The organism is Streptomyces sp. Je 1-4 4N24 (assembly GCF_026239515.1).
Lineage (GTDB): Bacteria > Actinomycetota > Actinomycetes > Streptomycetales > Streptomycetaceae > Streptomyces > Streptomyces nigrescens.
In genome coordinates this window covers 3,152,369-3,166,816 of sequence record NZ_CP110836.1, presented here as the reverse complement: position 1 = coordinate 3,166,816, position 14,448 = coordinate 3,152,369, and the positions used below count along the sequence as shown (strand labels likewise).

Below are 14,448 nucleotides of genomic sequence, written 5' to 3'. Positions count from 1 at the left end.
CCCGCGCGCCCAGCGGCGGTACTGCCAATCGGTCCGCCGGCCCTACCGAGGAGGAACGACAGCGTGACCTACGTCATCGCGCAGCCTTGTGTCGACGTCAAGGACAAGGCGTGCATCGAGGAGTGCCCGGTCGACTGCATCTACGAGGGCTCCCGGTCCTTGTACATCCACCCGGACGAATGCGTCGACTGTGGCGCCTGTGAGCCGGTCTGCCCGGTCGAGGCGATCTTCTACGAGGACGACACCCCCGAGGAGTGGAAGGACTACTACAAGGCGAATGTGGAGTTCTTCGACGAGCTCGGCTCGCCCGGTGGCGCCAGCAAGCTCGGCCTGATCGAGCGGGACCACCCCTTCATCGCGGCGCTGCCGCCGCAGAACCAGTAACGACCCGAGGACCAAGGGGGAGCCTGCCCGCTCCCTCTTGCTCCCATGTCGTTGGGGGCACCTCCCAGTGTCAGCCACGGGAGGTCGCACGGCGCCGCCCCGGTCCCGTACGGCCTGCCGCCGTACGGGACCGCAGCATTTCCGCCGACGGCCCCGCACCACCCGAGAAAGAGAGCACCGTGGGCGCAGCATCGTCTCCCCGGCCCGAATCCCCCCGCGCTTCGCTCCGCGACCGGCTTCCGGTTTTCCCGTGGGACCGCCTGGAGCCGTACAAGGCCACCGCCGCCGCGCACACCGACGGCATCGTCGACCTGTCCGTCGGCACCCCGGTGGACCCGGTCCCCGCGCTGGTGCAGCAGGCGCTGACCGCCGCGGCCGACAGCCCCGGCTACCCGACGGTGTGGGGCACGGCCGAGCTGCGGGACGCGCTCACCGGCTGGGCCGCCGAGCGCCTCGGCGCCCAGGGCCTGGAGCACACCAATGTGCTGCCGGTCGTCGGCTCCAAGGAGCTGGTGGCCTGGCTGCCGACCCAACTGGGCCTCGGCCCCGGCGACAGGGTCGGCTACCCGCGGCTGGCCTACCCGACCTACGAGGTCGGCGCCCGTCTGGCCGGCGCCGAGCCGGTCGTCTACGACGACCCCACGGAGCTGGACCCCAGCGGTCTGAAGCTGCTCTGGCTGAACTCGCCGTCCAACCCCACCGGCCGGGTGCTGAGCGCCGACGAGCTGCGCCGCACCGTCGCCTGGGCACGCGAGCACGGGGTGCTGGTCTTCAGCGACGAGTGCTACCTCGAACTGGGCTGGGAGGCCGACCCGGTCTCCGTGCTGCACCCGGACATCTGCGGCGGCTCCCACGAGGGCCTCGTCGCCGTCCACTCGCTCTCCAAGCGCTCCAACCTCGCCGGCTACCGCTCCGCGTTCCTCGTGGGCGACGCCGCCGTCCTCGGCGACCTGCTGCAGATCCGCAAGCACGGCGGCATGATGATCGCGGCGCCCGTCCAGGCCGCCACCGCCGCGGCGCTGGACGACACCGCCCACGTCGCCGAGCAGCGTGCGCGCTACGCCCACCGCCGCACCGCGCTGCGCGGCGCCTTCGAGGCCGCCGGCTTCCGCATCGAGCACAGCGAGGCCTCGCTCTACCTCTGGGCGACCCGCGACGAGCCCTGCTGGGACACCGTCGGCGATCTCGCGAAGCGCGGCATCCTCGTCGCCCCCGGCGAGTTCTACGGCGCCGCGGGGGAGCGGTTCGTACGGATCGCCTTCACCGCCACCGACGAGCGGGTGGCCGCCGCGGTGCGCCGGCTGGCGGAGTGAGCCGCGGCCGACCACGCGCAGGGGCCCGGGGAGAGCGCACTCCCCGGGCCCCTGCGCGTCGTACGGGGGACGGTCAGCGGCCGCCGAGCGGCAGACCGCCGAGCAGGCCCTTGGCGGGCGCGAGCAGGCCCTGCGGCGAGCCGACGAGCCCCTTGGCCGCGTCGAGCGGCAGCGTGCTGGTCGAGATGCCCTTCTTGGCGATCGGGCGGGCCACGCTCTCCGCCTTGTCGGCGGCGGCCTGGGTGAGCGGCATGGCCTTCTTCACGACGGGGCCGGCGGTCTCGACGAGCGCCGGGGCGAGCTTCGTGGCCGCCTTGCTGCCGGCCGCGTTCACCAGGCCGACGCCGTCGCGCGCGGTGTGGTCGAGGGTTTCGCTGGTGTTCCGGGAGTCCAGGGGCGCCGTCAGCCCGCCGAGTGCCTTGGTGGCGGGCAGCTCCGCGGCGCTCGCGGAGCCGGCCGCAGCGACCACAGGAGCGGCACCTGCTGCAACGAGCAGGGCGGCTCGGGCGATCCGACGCGTAACGGGGAGGGACATGGTGCTCCTTTTACGGAGAAGGACTCGTACTTCTGACAGATGTGCCATATCCGCCTGGCGGACGCACTGACTACCGCGTCAGAACCCCGAAGGTTGCGGTGAACTCCGGTAAAGAGTTGGTAACGCGTCACATAATCGGCCCTGGATAAAGGCGGGCAATATGTGCACGCGACGAGGGATCGCGGAAACGTCACAGCCCTTTGCGTACAAGGGAATTGGCCGGGCGCTCGCCTCGCGTGCGGCCAACTCCCGTTCCGTAAAAGGGAATTGATTCCGGTGCCCCTTCCGGGGGACCGGGCAAACTATTGCGCGGTGATGATACGAACGTGGTGCGCGGCCACCGCGGAGCCGGCCGCCTTCCGCTGCCAGCCCTTCCCTGCATCGTCCGCCGCCCACATCCGGCCGGCGTAAGAGATCTGTTCGATGTGCAGCTCGGCGGAGTGCGCCATCGCCCACGTCGCCAGCTCCCAGCCGCGCCGCTCGGCATCGCCCGCGGCCGTGGGACCGGACTGCCGCACCGGTATCGTCACACCGCTCCCGCCGCTCGCGCTGCGGCCTCCGGCGCCGCCCGTCCGCGGCAGCACCTCGGGGCCGAACTCCCGCACCAGCCGCTCCCGCACCGCCGCTGCGCCGCCCGCCGTCCCGTCCACCGGGCTGCTCTCGGTGCAGGTCATCGCATCCTGGTCGCGGCCGGTGAGCGCCCCGGTCAGCCGTGCGGCGTTCGCCTCGTGCTTGGCATAGGCCTGCGGATAGCCGCTGCGCTGCACCTTCTGCGCGGCGACGGTCAGCGGCAGCCGGGAGTAGCCGGGCACCTTCGCCAGATGCCGGTAGAACTCCCCGGCCGAATAGACCGGGTCCATGATCTGTTTCACGGTGCCCCAGTCCTGCGACGGCCGCTGCTGGAAGAGCCCGACCGAATCCCGGTCACCGAAGTCGATGTTGCGCAGCCCCGACTCCTGCATCGCGGTCGCCAGCGCGATGGTCACCGCCCGCTCCGACAGCCCGCGTGAGGTCGCCACGGCCGAGATCGTCGCGGCGTTCGCGGCCTGCTCAGGGGACAGCTCGTACGGCTTCGCCTCGCCCTCGGCGCGCACCGTGCAGTGCGGTGCCCCGGGGCCACCGGTCACGTACTGCACCACGAGATAGCCGGCCAGTCCGATCAGTACGGCGACGGCTGCGGCGGTACGCCACAGACGGGCGCGGCGCTGGGGGGATGAGGGCTGGGCTGACACGGGCCCACCGTACTGGAGTGCTGCCGATAGGGTCGGATCCATGGAGCGCTCCGCAGACCACCCCGCCCTCGACCTGTCGCTCGACGCCGCCGCGCTCACCGCGCAGCTCGTCGACTTCCCCTCCGAGAGCGGCAACGAGAAGGACCTCGCCGACGCCGTCGAGCACGCCCTGCGCGCGCTCCCGCACCTGACCGTCGACCGTTACGGCAACAACGTCGTGGCCCGCACCCACCTGGGACGTGACGAGCGGGTGGTGCTCGCCGGACACCTCGACACCGTGCCGATCGCCGACAACGTCCCCTCCCGGCTGGACGAGAACGGCGTCCTGTGGGGCTGCGGCACCTGTGACATGAAGTCCGGCGTCGCGGTCCAGCTGCGGATGGCCGCCACCGTCCCGGCCCCCAACCGCGACCTGACGTTCGTCTTCTACGACAACGAAGAGGTCGCCGCGCACCTCAACGGCCTCGGCCATGTCGCCGACGCCCACCCCGACTGGCTCACCGGCGACTTCGCCGTCCTCCTGGAGCCCTCCGACGGCCAGGTAGAGGGCGGCTGCCAGGGCACTCTGCGGGTCCTGCTGCGCACCACCGGCGAGCGCGCGCACTCCGCCCGCAGCTGGATGGGCGCCAACGCGATTCACGCCGCCGCCCCGATCCTGGCGAAGCTCGCCGCCTACGAGCCGCGCCGCCCGGTCATCGACGGCCTCGAATACCGCGAGGGCCTCAACGCCGTACGCATCGAGGGCGGCGTCGCCAACAACGTCATCCCGGACGCCTGCACGGTCACCGTGAACTTCCGCTACGCACCGGACCGCACCCCCGACGAGGCGTTGGCCCACGTCCGCGAGGTCTTCGCGGACTGCCCGGTGGACGAATTCGTCGTCGACGACCACTCCCCGGGCGCGCTGCCCGGACTGTCCCACCCGGCGGCCAAGGCGTTCATGGAGTCCGTCGGCGGCACCGCGATGCCCAAGTTCGGCTGGACCGACGTCTCGCGCTTCAGCGCCCTGGGCGTCCCGGCGGTCAACTACGGGCCCGGCTACTCCCTGCTCGCGCACAAGAAGGACGAGAGGGTCGAGGTCGACCGCATCCTGCACTGCGAGGAACGGCTGCGCGCCTGGCTGACGGCCTGACGTCCCCCGGGCCCGTCGCCGACCGATCGCCTCCCCGTCGAATTCCCCTGCTCTTCACGTCCGCGGATCTACGCTGAAACGGCAAACGATCTGCCAGCGGAGGGAGCACGACATGGCCAGTCCCGAGGGTGCACCGGTCCCGGAGGAGCAGCGGCTGGGTCCCGTACTGCGCCGCCAGGAGCAGGTGCAGACCGGCACCACGGACCAGCGGCTGCTGGACTCCGAAGGCCCCTCCGAGTGGGTGCACACCGATCCCTGGCGCGTGATGCGCATCCAGTCGGAGTTCGTCGAGGGCTTCGGCGCGCTGGCCGAGCTGGGCCCGGCCGTCAGCGTCTTCGGCTCGGCGCGTACCCCGCGTGACTCCAAGGAGTACGACGCCGCCGTACGGATCGGGCGGGCCCTGGTCGAGGCCGGGTTCGCGGTGATCACCGGTGGCGGTCCCGGCGCCATGGAGGCCGCCAACAAGGGCGCCAACGAGGCCGGCGGCACCTCTGTGGGGCTGGGCATCGAGCTGCCCTTCGAGCAGGGCATGAACGACTATGTGAACCTCGGTGTCGACTTCCGGTACTTCTTCGTCCGTAAGACGTGTTTTGTGAAGTACGCCCGTGGGTTCGTGGTGCTCCCCGGCGGCCTCGGCACCCTCGACGAGCTCTTCGAGGCCCTCACCCTCGTCCAGACCCGTAAGGTCACCCGCTTCCCGATCGTGCTGTTCGGCACGGCCTACTGGAGCGGACTGGTCGACTGGCTGCGCGACACCCTGATCGCCCAGGGCAAGGCGTCGATGCACGATCTGGAGCTCTTCCACCTCAGCGACGACGTGGACGAGGCGATCGCGCTGGTGACCAAGGAGGCCGGGATCTAGGAACGGGGGCGCTGGCATTCCCGGGCCCCCGTCGACCGGCGAGCCCCGGGCCCCCGCCGACCGGCGGCCCCCGGACCCCCGCCGACCGGCGACCCCCGGGAATCCCACCGCCCCCCATCCCGTTGTGGTCCCGAGGGGGCCCAGGCGTCCCCTACGGCATCTGTTCGCACGAGCCCTAAGGGCCGCCGCCCTCAGGCCAGTCCCCGGCGGGCGACCGCCGGTGGCCGGTGGCCGGCGATCGAGGCCACCATGTCCAGCACCTGCCGGGTCTCGGCGACCTCGTGGACGCGGTAGACCTGGGCACCGAGCCAGGCCGAGACGGCGGTGGTCGCCAGGGTGCCGAGCACCCGTTCCTTGACCGGCTTGTCGAGCGTCTCGCCGACGAAGTCCTTGTTGGACAGCGACACCAGCACCGGCCAGCCCGTGTCCCTCATCGCGCCCAGCCGGCGGGTCGCCTCCAGGCTGTGCCGGGTGTTCTTCCCGAAGTCGTGCCCCGGATCGATCATGATCGCGTCCCGCCGGACGCCCAACTCCACGGCCCGCTCCGCCAGTCCGAGCGTCACCCGCAGGATGTCGCCCATGACGTCGTCGTACGTCACCCGGTGCGGCCGGGTACGTGGTTCGGCGCCGCCCGCGTGGGTGCACACCAGGCCGACGTCATAGCGCGCCGCGACCTCCGCGAGCCGCGGATCGACGCCGCCCCAGGCGTCGTTGAGCACATCAGCGCCGGCCTCGCACACCGCCTCGCCGACCTCGTGCCGCCAGGTGTCGACGCTGATCACCACGTCGGGGAAGCGCTTGCGGACCTCGGCGACGAACCCGACCGTGCGGCTGGCCTCTTCCTCGGCGCTCACCTCCTCGCCGGGGCCGGCCTTGACGCCGCCGATGTCGATGATCGCGGCACCGTCGGCCACCGCCTGTTCCACCCGGGCGAGGGCGGGCTCGTCACGGAACGTGGCGCCCTGGTCGTAGAACGAGTCCGGCGTCCTGTTGACGATCGCCATGATCACCGGATCGTGCGCGCCGAACTCGCGATTCCCCAGCCGCAGCATTCCCTGACTCCCTCTCCGTGGTCCGGGAGCGACCCTAACTGTCACACCCGCATGGCACGATCAGTGCAGGCACATAGTCCGGGGAGTTGGTCGTGTTCTGGTTCTTGCTGATCGCGATGGTCGTGGTGGTGGCCGCGGTCACGCTCGTGGTCGTCGGCGGTGGTGACGGCGGTGGGCTGCGGGATTCCGAGCCGGACCGGCTGCACGACCCGCTGCCGGAGGACCGCCCCGTGGCCCGCGCCGATGTGGACGCCGTCCGCCTTCCGGTGACCGTCCGTGGCTACCGCATGAACGACGTCGACGACGTCCTGGACCGCCTCGGCGCCGAACTCGCCGAGCGGGACGCCCGGATCGCCGAGCTGGAGGCCGCGCTGGCCGGTGCGCATGCCTCCGCCATGGGCGGCCCGGGGCTGATACAGGACGGCCCGCCGGTGCTCGGGCCGGTGCCGGAGGCGGGGCCCGCCCCCGGGCCCGGCGACCTGGAATCCGGTCGTGCACCCGAGACCCCCGGCAAGACCCCGGAAGGCGAGGAGCGGCCATGAGCGGCGTGGTGAGGGAACCGGACGGCATCCCGCGCTGCCCGTGGGGGATGGAGTCGGCGCAGATGGCCGACTACCGCGCCTACCACGACACCGAATGGGGCCTTCCGGTCCACGGCGACGACGCCCTCTTCGAGCGGATGAGCCTGGAGGCGTTCCAGTCCGGGCTCTCCTGGATCACGATCCTGCGCCGCCGCCCCGGCTTCCGCGCCGCGTTCGCCGGCTTCCGGATCCCGGAGGTGGCGCGGTTCACGGACGCGGACGCCGCGCGGCTGCTCACCGACGCCGGCATCATCCGCAACCGCGCCAAGATCGCCGCGACGATCAACAACGCCAAGGTCGCCGCCGAGCTGGCCCCCGGCGAGCTCGACGAGCTGATCTGGTCCTACGCCCCCGCCCGGCCCGGCCGGCCGGTGCCGCGCACCGTCGGCGACCTCCAGCCGACGACCCCGGAGTCCACGGCGCTCGCCAAGGACCTCAAGAAGCGCGGCTTCCGCTTCGTCGGCCCGACCACCGCCTACGCGATGATGCAGGCGTGCGGCCTGGTCAACGACCATCTGGCGGAGTGCCACGTCCGGGCGGCCGTGGAGGCGGCGGCCGGCTGACCCCGGACCGGCCGGCCGCCGCGGACCGCCGACGGGCCGGCCAAGGACGGTCAGCGACCCGGGACCGGTCAGCGCCCCAGGAAGACCGGCTTCTCCTTCTTCACGAACGCCTCGACCGCGATCCGGTGGTCCTCCGACGCCCCGGCCCGGCCCTGCAGTTCGTCCTCCTTGCCGAGGGTCTCGACGAGCGAGTGCCCCGCCCCGTAGGCCAGCGACTCCTTGATCGCGGCATACGCGGCGGTCGGGCCCTGGGCCAGCCGGCGGGCGACGGCCGCGGCCTCCTCGGCCAGCTCCTCGGCCGGTACGACCTTGTTGGCGATCCCCAGGTCGTACGCCTCCTGGGCGCTGATGTTGCGCGGGAAGAGCAGCAGATCGGCGGCCCTGCTCCGGCCGATCAGCCGCGGCAGCGTCCAGGACATCCCGGAGTCGGCGGTCAGCGCGACACCCGCGAAGGAGGTGTTGAAGGAGGCGGAGTCGGCGACCACGCGGTAGTCGGCGGCCATCGCGAAGCCCGCGCCGGCGCCCGCGGCCACCCCGTTGACGCCCGCCACCACGGGCTTGGGCATCTCGGTCAGCGCCGTCACGATGGGGTTGTAGTGATCACGCACGGTGTTCATGGTGTTCCCGGAGCCGGTGGCCCGGTCCTCGGCCAGCAGGCCGATGTGCTCCTTGAGGTCCTGCCCGACGCAGAAGGCGCGCCCGGTGGCGGTCAGCAGCACGGCGCGCACGGCGGGGTCGGCCGCGGCCTCCTTGAGGGTGTCCCGCAGCTGGACCTTCGCCTCGATGTTCAGCGCATTCATCGCGTCGGGGCGGTTGAGCGTGATCGTGGCGAGTCCGTCGGTCACGTCATAGAGCACGGTGTCGGCCATAGTGGGAGTCCCCTCCGTCGCGGCTCGGACTGCTCGGCAGCGGCAGTCAGCGCTCAGGATGCCGGAGATCATCGGGCATCGGCATGTGACGTACATCAAAGATTGCGGGTGTGCCGGGGGTCGGCGGGTGGAGAAGTATTGCAGCCACCTCTCCGAATTGAGGGGGTTTGAGGGAGCGCGTTGTCGAAGGGATGCGGCCCGATGTTGGTCATCGGGTCGTTCGATGCGGGATAATGGCCTGGAAGCAATGTGTTCGATGCCGGTGACACGTGCCTATTCGGGCCGTCGGCTGAGATGAGCTGGTTTCAGGAAGGGGAACGAGCATGGCGGCCATGAAGCCGCGGACGGGCGACGGCCCGCTCGAGGTGACCAAGGAGGGGCGGGGCATCGTCATGCGTGTTCCGCTCGAAGGCGGCGGGCGGCTCGTCGTCGAGCTGACCCCCGACGAAGCCAAGGCCCTGGGTGAGGCCCTGGACAAGGTCACCGTCTGACAAGGGCGGCGCAACCGGCGGTTTCCCGGGGCTGGCCCCGGTATCCCCAGCCGAATTACCCCGGCCCCGGCACGTGGCGCGCAGTAAAGGCGCGCCGAGTGCCGGGGCCGTTTTGTACGCCGGAGCCGGGCGGGTCAACCGCGCTTGACCGCGCAGAGCAGTCCGTCACCGACCGGCAGCAGGGACGGCACGAGTGTCGTGCTCTCCCGCACGGCCCGCAGCAGTTCCCGCAGCCGCAGCACCTCGGCGGGCTGCACAGCCGAATCGACCGTACGGCCGTCCGCGAAGACGCCCTCGAAGCACACCAGGCCGCCGGGGCGCAGCAGACGCAACGATTCAGCGAGGTACTCCAAGCACTCCATCAGGTCGCCGTCGCAGTACACGAGGTCGTATCCGCCGTCCGCGAGCCGGGGCAGTACGTCCAGGGCGCGGCCGGGGATGAAGCGGGCGCGGTTGCCGGCGAAGCCCGCGGCGCGGAACGCCTGCTTGGCGAAGGCCTGCCGCTCGGGTTCGAGGTCCACGGTGGTCAGCACCCCGTCGGGCCGCATGCCGTGCAGGAGGTAGATGCCCGACACGCCGGTGCCGGTGCCGATCTCGGCGACCGCCTTGGCGTCCACGGCGGCGGCGAGCAGACGGAGGGCCGAGCCGGTGCCGGTGGTCACCGTGCGGATACCGGCTTCCCGTGCCCGGTCACGGGACCAGTGCAGGGCGGCCTCGGCGCTGTCGTCGATGGTCCCGGCGCCGTACGCCTCGGCGAATGCCAAGCTCGTCTGCCGGTTGCCGGTAATGGCCCTCTCCTGTCCCCGTAGTTGACGCAACCGTGACTGTATCCGCTGCGTGCGGGAACCCGCAGATGGGACCGGGCGTTATGGAGGGGTAGCGGGATGACGGGGGGATGTGCCGGTGACGACCGCGCGAGACGCGAACCACGACCAGAAGCAGGACCAAATGCAGGTCAAAACTGCTTATCCGGAGCTAACGGGCGAGGTGGATATGGTAGGGGCTCTACTGGACACCACCAGAGCCACCAGGGGAGGTGCGGCTGCGGCGGGTGACCGAGGGGTGCTGAGGCGCTTGAAGAGGTCGTTCGCCGAGCCGAAATCCGTGACAAACACTGCTGACCGTTTCCGCCCCCATGGCCCGAAGGGCAGGGGAGGGGCTCCCGCCGCCGACTCCGCGACCACCGCGACCTTTGCCGCAGACGCGGATGCGCAGGCGTGGACCCCGCCCAGCTGGGAGGAGATCGTCAGCACCCACAGTGCACGGGTCTACCGCCTCGCCTACCGCCTCACCGGCAATCAACACGACGCCGAAGACCTCACCCAGGAGGTGTTCGTCCGCGTCTTCCGTTCGCTGTCGACGTACACCCCCGGCACCTTCGAGGGCTGGCTGCACCGCATCACGACCAACCTCTTCCTGGACATGGTCCGGCGCCGTCAGCGTATTCGCTTCGATGCGCTCGGTGACGACGCCGCCGAGCGGCTCCCCAGCCGCGAGCCCTCCCCGCAGCAGCACTTCAACGACACCCACTTCGACGCCGATGTGCAGCAGGCGCTGGACACCCTGGCGCCCGAGTTCCGCGCCGCGGTCGTCCTGTGCGACATCGAGGGCCTGTCCTACGAGGAGATCGCCGCGACCCTGGGTGTCAAGCTCGGCACGGTCCGCAGCCGGATCCACCGTGGCCGCTCCCATCTGCGCAAGTCCCTCAAGCACCGTGCCCCGGCCACCCGCGCCGAAGAGCGCGAGCAGCGTCGCTCGCTGGCCGTGGTGCCCTCGCAGGAGGTCGGAATCGCGTGAGCGGCAACGGCGGTCCGTCCCCCGCCGAGCAGCATCTCGGCGACCGCCTTGCGGCCCTGGTCGACGGCGAGTTGGGGCATGACGCGCGCGAGCGGGTGCTCGCGCATCTTGCGACCTGCGGCAAATGCAAGGCAGAGGCCGACGCCCAGCGTCGGCTGAAAGACGTCTTCGCCCAGGCGGCGCCCCCCGGTCCCTCCGAGGGCCTGCTGGCGCGTCTGCAGCAGCTGCCCGGCGGTGACCCCGAGGGTCCCGGCAGCCGGCTCGGCAACGGCGGCCTTGGGCGCGGTGACTTCGCCAGAGGCGGCGGCGCGTTCCGCTATGTCCCCTCCGGCGGTCACTCCGGCCATGCCATGGCGGCGCTGCCCGTGCAGCCCCGGGGCCGCGGCTTCCGGATGCCCGAGACCGACCGCCCCGCACAGCGGCGCCGGTTCGCCTTCGCGGCGGCCGGCGCGGTCTCCCTCGCGGCCTTCGCGCTGGGCGGCGCCCTCCCGCTGGAAGCGGCCGTCGACCTTCCCGGCGGACGCGTCGACGGCGGCGGCACGGCCGTCACCCCGCTCAGCGCCACCCCGGCCGGCGGCAGCGGTTCCCTGCTCCGCGGCGCGGAGTACCACGCCCAGAACCCCTCGTCCGGCAGCCGGCAGCCGTCCGGCGGTCCGACCCTGGCCCCCGCCCCCAGCGCCATGGCCCTGTACGGCCCGAGTACGGCACCCGGCCCTTATGCGTCGGCGTCGTCGGCGCCGCCCGCACCGGCCGGGCGCTTCGGCCTCTCACCGCTGATAGCCGCGACCGGTCCGGCCTCGGCGTATCACTTCGCGCCCCTGACAGCCGTGACCGGCAACACCCCGGTGCGCAAGAACCCGCCGGCGCTCCCGCCGCTGGAGCCCAAGCGCCCGCTGATCGGCTCCGCGGTCGCCGCGGCCCCCTCCGCCGAGGGCGGAGCCCCCGCCCGGCGCTGACCGTCCCCTGCGCGGCCCCAGGCGGAACTGGTTGAATCGCTGTGGGGCGGCGCACCCCTGACCGGGCGCGTCCGCGAGGTGGTGGTGGCCCGCGCACGGTGCGGGCGAACTCTGGGGAGAGCATGGACGACGGTAAGGCCGCCGGGCCGAAGCTGAAGTGGTGGAGCCGTCCGGGGGGTACCCCGGGCACGGAACCGTCCGCCGAGGCCGGTCCGCAGACGGTGCCGTCCGCCGGCAGCCCGGCGGACGGGACGCGGACCGAGGGCACCGGCACGTCCGACGTGCACAGCGCCGAGGACTGGCTCGTGCGTCCACCGGAGCAGGGCGAGGCGCCGGGCGGGACGGCGGGCTCGCCCGACGGGTCCGGAGCGGCCGGTGCCGCGGTGACCGAGGCGTCCGGGCCACCGGAGGAGTTGACCGCCCGGACGCCCCACGCGCGGGGCATGTCCGCCGGGCAGCAGGCGGAGGACTGGACCGTGCGTCCGCCGGAGCCGCGGAACGGCTCGGTGGCGCCCGAGCCGCCCGGAGGCGCCGGGGTGGCCGAAGCGACCGAAGTGACCGATACCGCCGATGAGTTGACCCCGGCGCAGGGTGCCGTAGCCGTGGACGGTACGGACCAGGAGACCGCCGGAGCCGTGGACGGCCGGACCGCTGGCGGTGCGCGCCCGGCCGCGGCGACCGTGACGCTCGGTCAGGTGCGCGCTGACGCACGGGACGGAGCCACACCGGCTGCCGTGCCCCCGGACGCCGCGGCCACTACGGCCCATACGACCACTGCGGCCCATACGACCACCGCGGCCGCCCCCGCACCCGAAGCCGCTCCGGTGCCGCCCGTGGCGCCCGCCCCGGCCGAGGCCCCGGGCGCGGCGCCGCAGCGGCAGCAGCCGCTGCATGCCGAGGACCCGTACGGCACCCCTCCGTACGGCGGCCCCGGACCCTGGGCGCCCGCACCGCCCGTACAGCGGCCGATGGCGACCCCCGCACAGGGCACGGTGCTGCCGCCGCAGACCGGAGCGCTGCCCCCGTACGGCGCCCCGGCCGCCCCGCAGCCCGTGATGCCTGCCGCGGCCTACCCGGGCCCGCCGCCACAGTCGCCGCCGCCCGCCGCGCCCCCGGGCGCGCCCGGCGAGGAGCGTGCACCGGGCGCCGAGCAGCCGCACCCGGCCGGGGCGGCCGACACCGCACGCCCCGGACCGGCCACCGAACCGGCCGCGCCCCACCGGCCGGGACTCCAGAAGCCCGGCGCCGCGCAGCCCGCTCCCGGCCGGTCCGCGGTCCCTGGGCCCACCGGCTCGCAGAGCGCCCCTCCGGACCCCGTGGCCGGACCCGACGCGGCGCAGGAGGGCGCGGACGGCGCCTTCGTCCCCCACCCGGGCGACGGCGGCCCCCGCCCGGCCTCGGCGACCGCGCCCTACCCGGCCGGGCCGCAGTCCGGCGGCCCCGGGCCCGGCGACCCCGGCACGGCCTCCGCCTCCGGGCACGGCCCCGCCCGTCAGGGCGCCTGGCAGCAGTACGACCCCTGGAGCGCGCCGCTGCAGGGCGGGCCCGTCGCGCCGCCGCCCGGCCGGCGCGGGCGGCGTGCGCCGCTGGTCGCCGGTGCGGTGGGGCTCGCCCTGCTCGCGGGCGGCGTCGGCGGCTGCATCGGCGCGTATGTCGAGCGCTACGGCGGCATCAGCGACATCAAGCTTCCGCAGTCCGCGGCCGAGGAGGGGGGCCGTAAGCCCGACAGCGTCGCCGGGATCGCGCAGACCGCGCTGCCCGGGGTGGTCACGCTCCACGTACGGGGCGGCGCCGAGCAGGGGACGGGCACCGGCTTCGTCCTCGACCACCAGGGGCACATCCTCACCAACAACCACGTCGTCGAACCGGCCGGCAGCGGCGGCGAGATCTCGGTGACCTTCAGCGGCGGCCAGACGGCCAAGGCCAAGGTCGTCGGCCGGGACGGCGGCTATGACCTCGCCGTCGTCCAGGTGGAGGGCGTCGCGGGGCTGCGGCCGCTCACGCTCGGCAACTCCGACTCGGTGCGGGTCGGCGACCCGGTGGTGGCGATCGGCGCGCCCTTCGACCTCGCCAACACGGTCACGTCCGGGATCATCAGCGCCAAGCAGCGCCCGATCACCGCGGGCGGCAAGAAGGGCGACGGCAGCGATGTGTCGTATGTGGACGCGCTGCAGACCGATGCCCCCATCAACCCGGGCAACTCCGGCGGCCCGCTGGTGGACGCCAAGGCGCGGGTGATCGGCATCAACAGCGCCATCCGCGCGGCCGACAGCGGCAGCGGGCTGGACGGCGGCGCCCAGGGCGGCAGCATAGGGCTGGGCTTCGCCATACCCATCAACCAGGCCAAGCGGGTGGCCGAGGAGCTGATCAACACCGGCCGAGCGACACACCCGGTGATCGGCGTCACCTTGGAGATGGAGTACGCCGGCGACGGGGCGCGGGTCAGCGAGCGCAGCAAGGACGGCAAGGAGCCGGTCCTCCCGGGCGGCCCCGGCGCCAAGGCCGGGATCAGGGCCGGCGACGTGATCACCAAGGTGGACGGTGCCCCGGTGCACAGCGGTGAGGAGCTGATCGTCAAGATCCGCAGCCACCGGCCCGGCGACACGCTGGTGCTGACCCTCCAAAGGGGCGGTAAGGAACGGTCCGTCCGGCTCAGCCTGGGATCCTCCAGTACGGGCTGA

The 14,448-nt window shown here is 72.9% G+C and carries 15 protein-coding genes; 10 read left to right on the top strand and 5 right to left on the bottom strand.

Features of this window, described 5'->3' with window-relative positions:
* The first annotated feature begins 63 nt into the window (after positions 1–63).
* Positions 64–384 carry a ferredoxin gene (fdxA, locus tag SLV14N_RS13430; RefSeq protein ID WP_018089397.1) on the top strand — a complete coding sequence of 107 codons (321 nt, stop codon included), beginning with the start codon at positions 64–66 and terminating at the stop codon, positions 382–384.
* A 179-nt stretch (positions 385–563) separates the two neighbouring features.
* Positions 564–1,697 (top strand): succinyldiaminopimelate transaminase, encoded by a 1,134-nt coding sequence (gene dapC, locus SLV14N_RS13425; RefSeq protein WP_263269432.1) that lies wholly within the window; start codon positions 564–566, stop codon positions 1,695–1,697.
* Positions 1,698–1,770: 73 nt separating this feature from the next.
* Here dapC and SLV14N_RS13420 read toward each other — a convergent pair whose 3' ends face one another.
* Both SLV14N_RS13420 and SLV14N_RS13415 read right to left on the bottom strand, forming a co-directional pair.
* On the bottom strand, positions 1,771–2,232 hold the full coding sequence (locus SLV14N_RS13420) for an ATP-binding protein (RefSeq protein WP_127152896.1): 462 nt from the start codon (positions 2,230–2,232) through the stop codon (positions 1,771–1,773).
* Between the two features lie 302 nt (positions 2,233–2,534).
* On the bottom strand, positions 2,535–3,464 hold the full coding sequence (locus SLV14N_RS13415; RefSeq protein WP_208681122.1) for a heavy metal transporter: 930 nt from the start codon (positions 3,462–3,464) through the stop codon (positions 2,535–2,537).
* 40 nt (positions 3,465–3,504) lie between these two features.
* Here SLV14N_RS13415 and dapE point away from each other — a divergent pair, with 40 nt between their 5' ends.
* Both dapE and SLV14N_RS13405 read left to right on the top strand, forming a co-directional pair.
* Positions 3,505–4,596, top strand: coding sequence for a succinyl-diaminopimelate desuccinylase (dapE, locus tag SLV14N_RS13410; RefSeq protein WP_208681121.1), 1,092 nt, complete (start codon positions 3,505–3,507; stop codon positions 4,594–4,596).
* 112 nt (positions 4,597–4,708) lie between these two features.
* The gene (locus SLV14N_RS13405) at positions 4,709–5,458 is read left to right on the top strand and encodes a TIGR00730 family Rossman fold protein (protein WP_208681120.1); all 750 of its coding nucleotides are present in this window, start codon (positions 4,709–4,711) and stop codon (positions 5,456–5,458) included.
* A 191-nt stretch (positions 5,459–5,649) separates the two neighbouring features.
* Here the strand turns inward: SLV14N_RS13405 and folP are convergent, their stop codons facing one another.
* Entirely contained in the window at positions 5,650–6,510 is an 861-nt protein-coding gene (gene folP / locus SLV14N_RS13400) for a dihydropteroate synthase (RefSeq protein WP_263269430.1), read from the bottom strand.
* Positions 6,511–6,602: 92 nt separating this feature from the next.
* Between folP and SLV14N_RS13395 the strand changes: the two genes are divergently transcribed.
* The gene (locus SLV14N_RS13395) at positions 6,603–7,052 is read left to right on the top strand and encodes a DivIVA domain-containing protein (RefSeq protein WP_208681118.1); all 450 of its coding nucleotides are present in this window, start codon (positions 6,603–6,605) and stop codon (positions 7,050–7,052) included.
* Positions 7,049–7,654, top strand: a complete 606-nt coding sequence (locus tag SLV14N_RS13390; protein ID WP_208681117.1) for a DNA-3-methyladenine glycosylase I — start codon at positions 7,049–7,051, stop codon at positions 7,652–7,654. The genes SLV14N_RS13395 and SLV14N_RS13390 overlap by 4 nt, the downstream gene beginning before the upstream one ends.
* Before the next feature lie 68 nt (positions 7,655–7,722).
* Here the strand turns inward: SLV14N_RS13390 and SLV14N_RS13385 are convergent, their stop codons facing one another.
* Positions 7,723–8,523, bottom strand: a complete 801-nt coding sequence (locus SLV14N_RS13385; protein ID WP_263269429.1) for an enoyl-CoA hydratase/isomerase family protein — start codon at positions 8,521–8,523, stop codon at positions 7,723–7,725.
* A gap of 323 nt (positions 8,524–8,846) precedes the next feature.
* Between SLV14N_RS13385 and SLV14N_RS13380 the strand changes: the two genes are divergently transcribed.
* Positions 8,847–9,014, top strand: a complete 168-nt coding sequence (locus SLV14N_RS13380) for a DUF3117 domain-containing protein (RefSeq protein WP_006603288.1) — start codon at positions 8,847–8,849, stop codon at positions 9,012–9,014.
* Between the two features lie 134 nt (positions 9,015–9,148).
* Here the strand turns inward: SLV14N_RS13380 and SLV14N_RS13375 are convergent, their stop codons facing one another.
* Positions 9,149–9,832, bottom strand: a complete 684-nt coding sequence (locus tag SLV14N_RS13375) for an O-methyltransferase (protein ID WP_042148253.1) — start codon at positions 9,830–9,832, stop codon at positions 9,149–9,151.
* A gap of 175 nt (positions 9,833–10,007) precedes the next feature.
* Between SLV14N_RS13375 and sigE the strand changes: the two genes are divergently transcribed.
* The 3 genes from sigE (at position 10,008) to SLV14N_RS13360 (ending at position 14,448) form a co-directional block, all read left to right on the top strand.
* Positions 10,008–10,811 (top strand): RNA polymerase sigma factor SigE, encoded by an 804-nt coding sequence (gene sigE / locus SLV14N_RS13370; RefSeq protein ID WP_174857708.1) that lies wholly within the window; start codon positions 10,008–10,010, stop codon positions 10,809–10,811.
* Complete coding sequence (locus SLV14N_RS13365) at positions 10,808–11,767, top strand: anti-sigma factor (protein WP_208681115.1); 960 nt, start codon at positions 10,808–10,810, stop codon at positions 11,765–11,767. Before sigE ends, SLV14N_RS13365 begins: the two co-directional genes overlap by 4 nt.
* 122 nt (positions 11,768–11,889) lie before the next feature.
* A complete protein-coding gene (locus tag SLV14N_RS13360) occupies positions 11,890–14,448 on the top strand; it encodes a trypsin-like peptidase domain-containing protein (RefSeq protein WP_317633703.1) in 2,559 nt (852 codons plus the stop codon).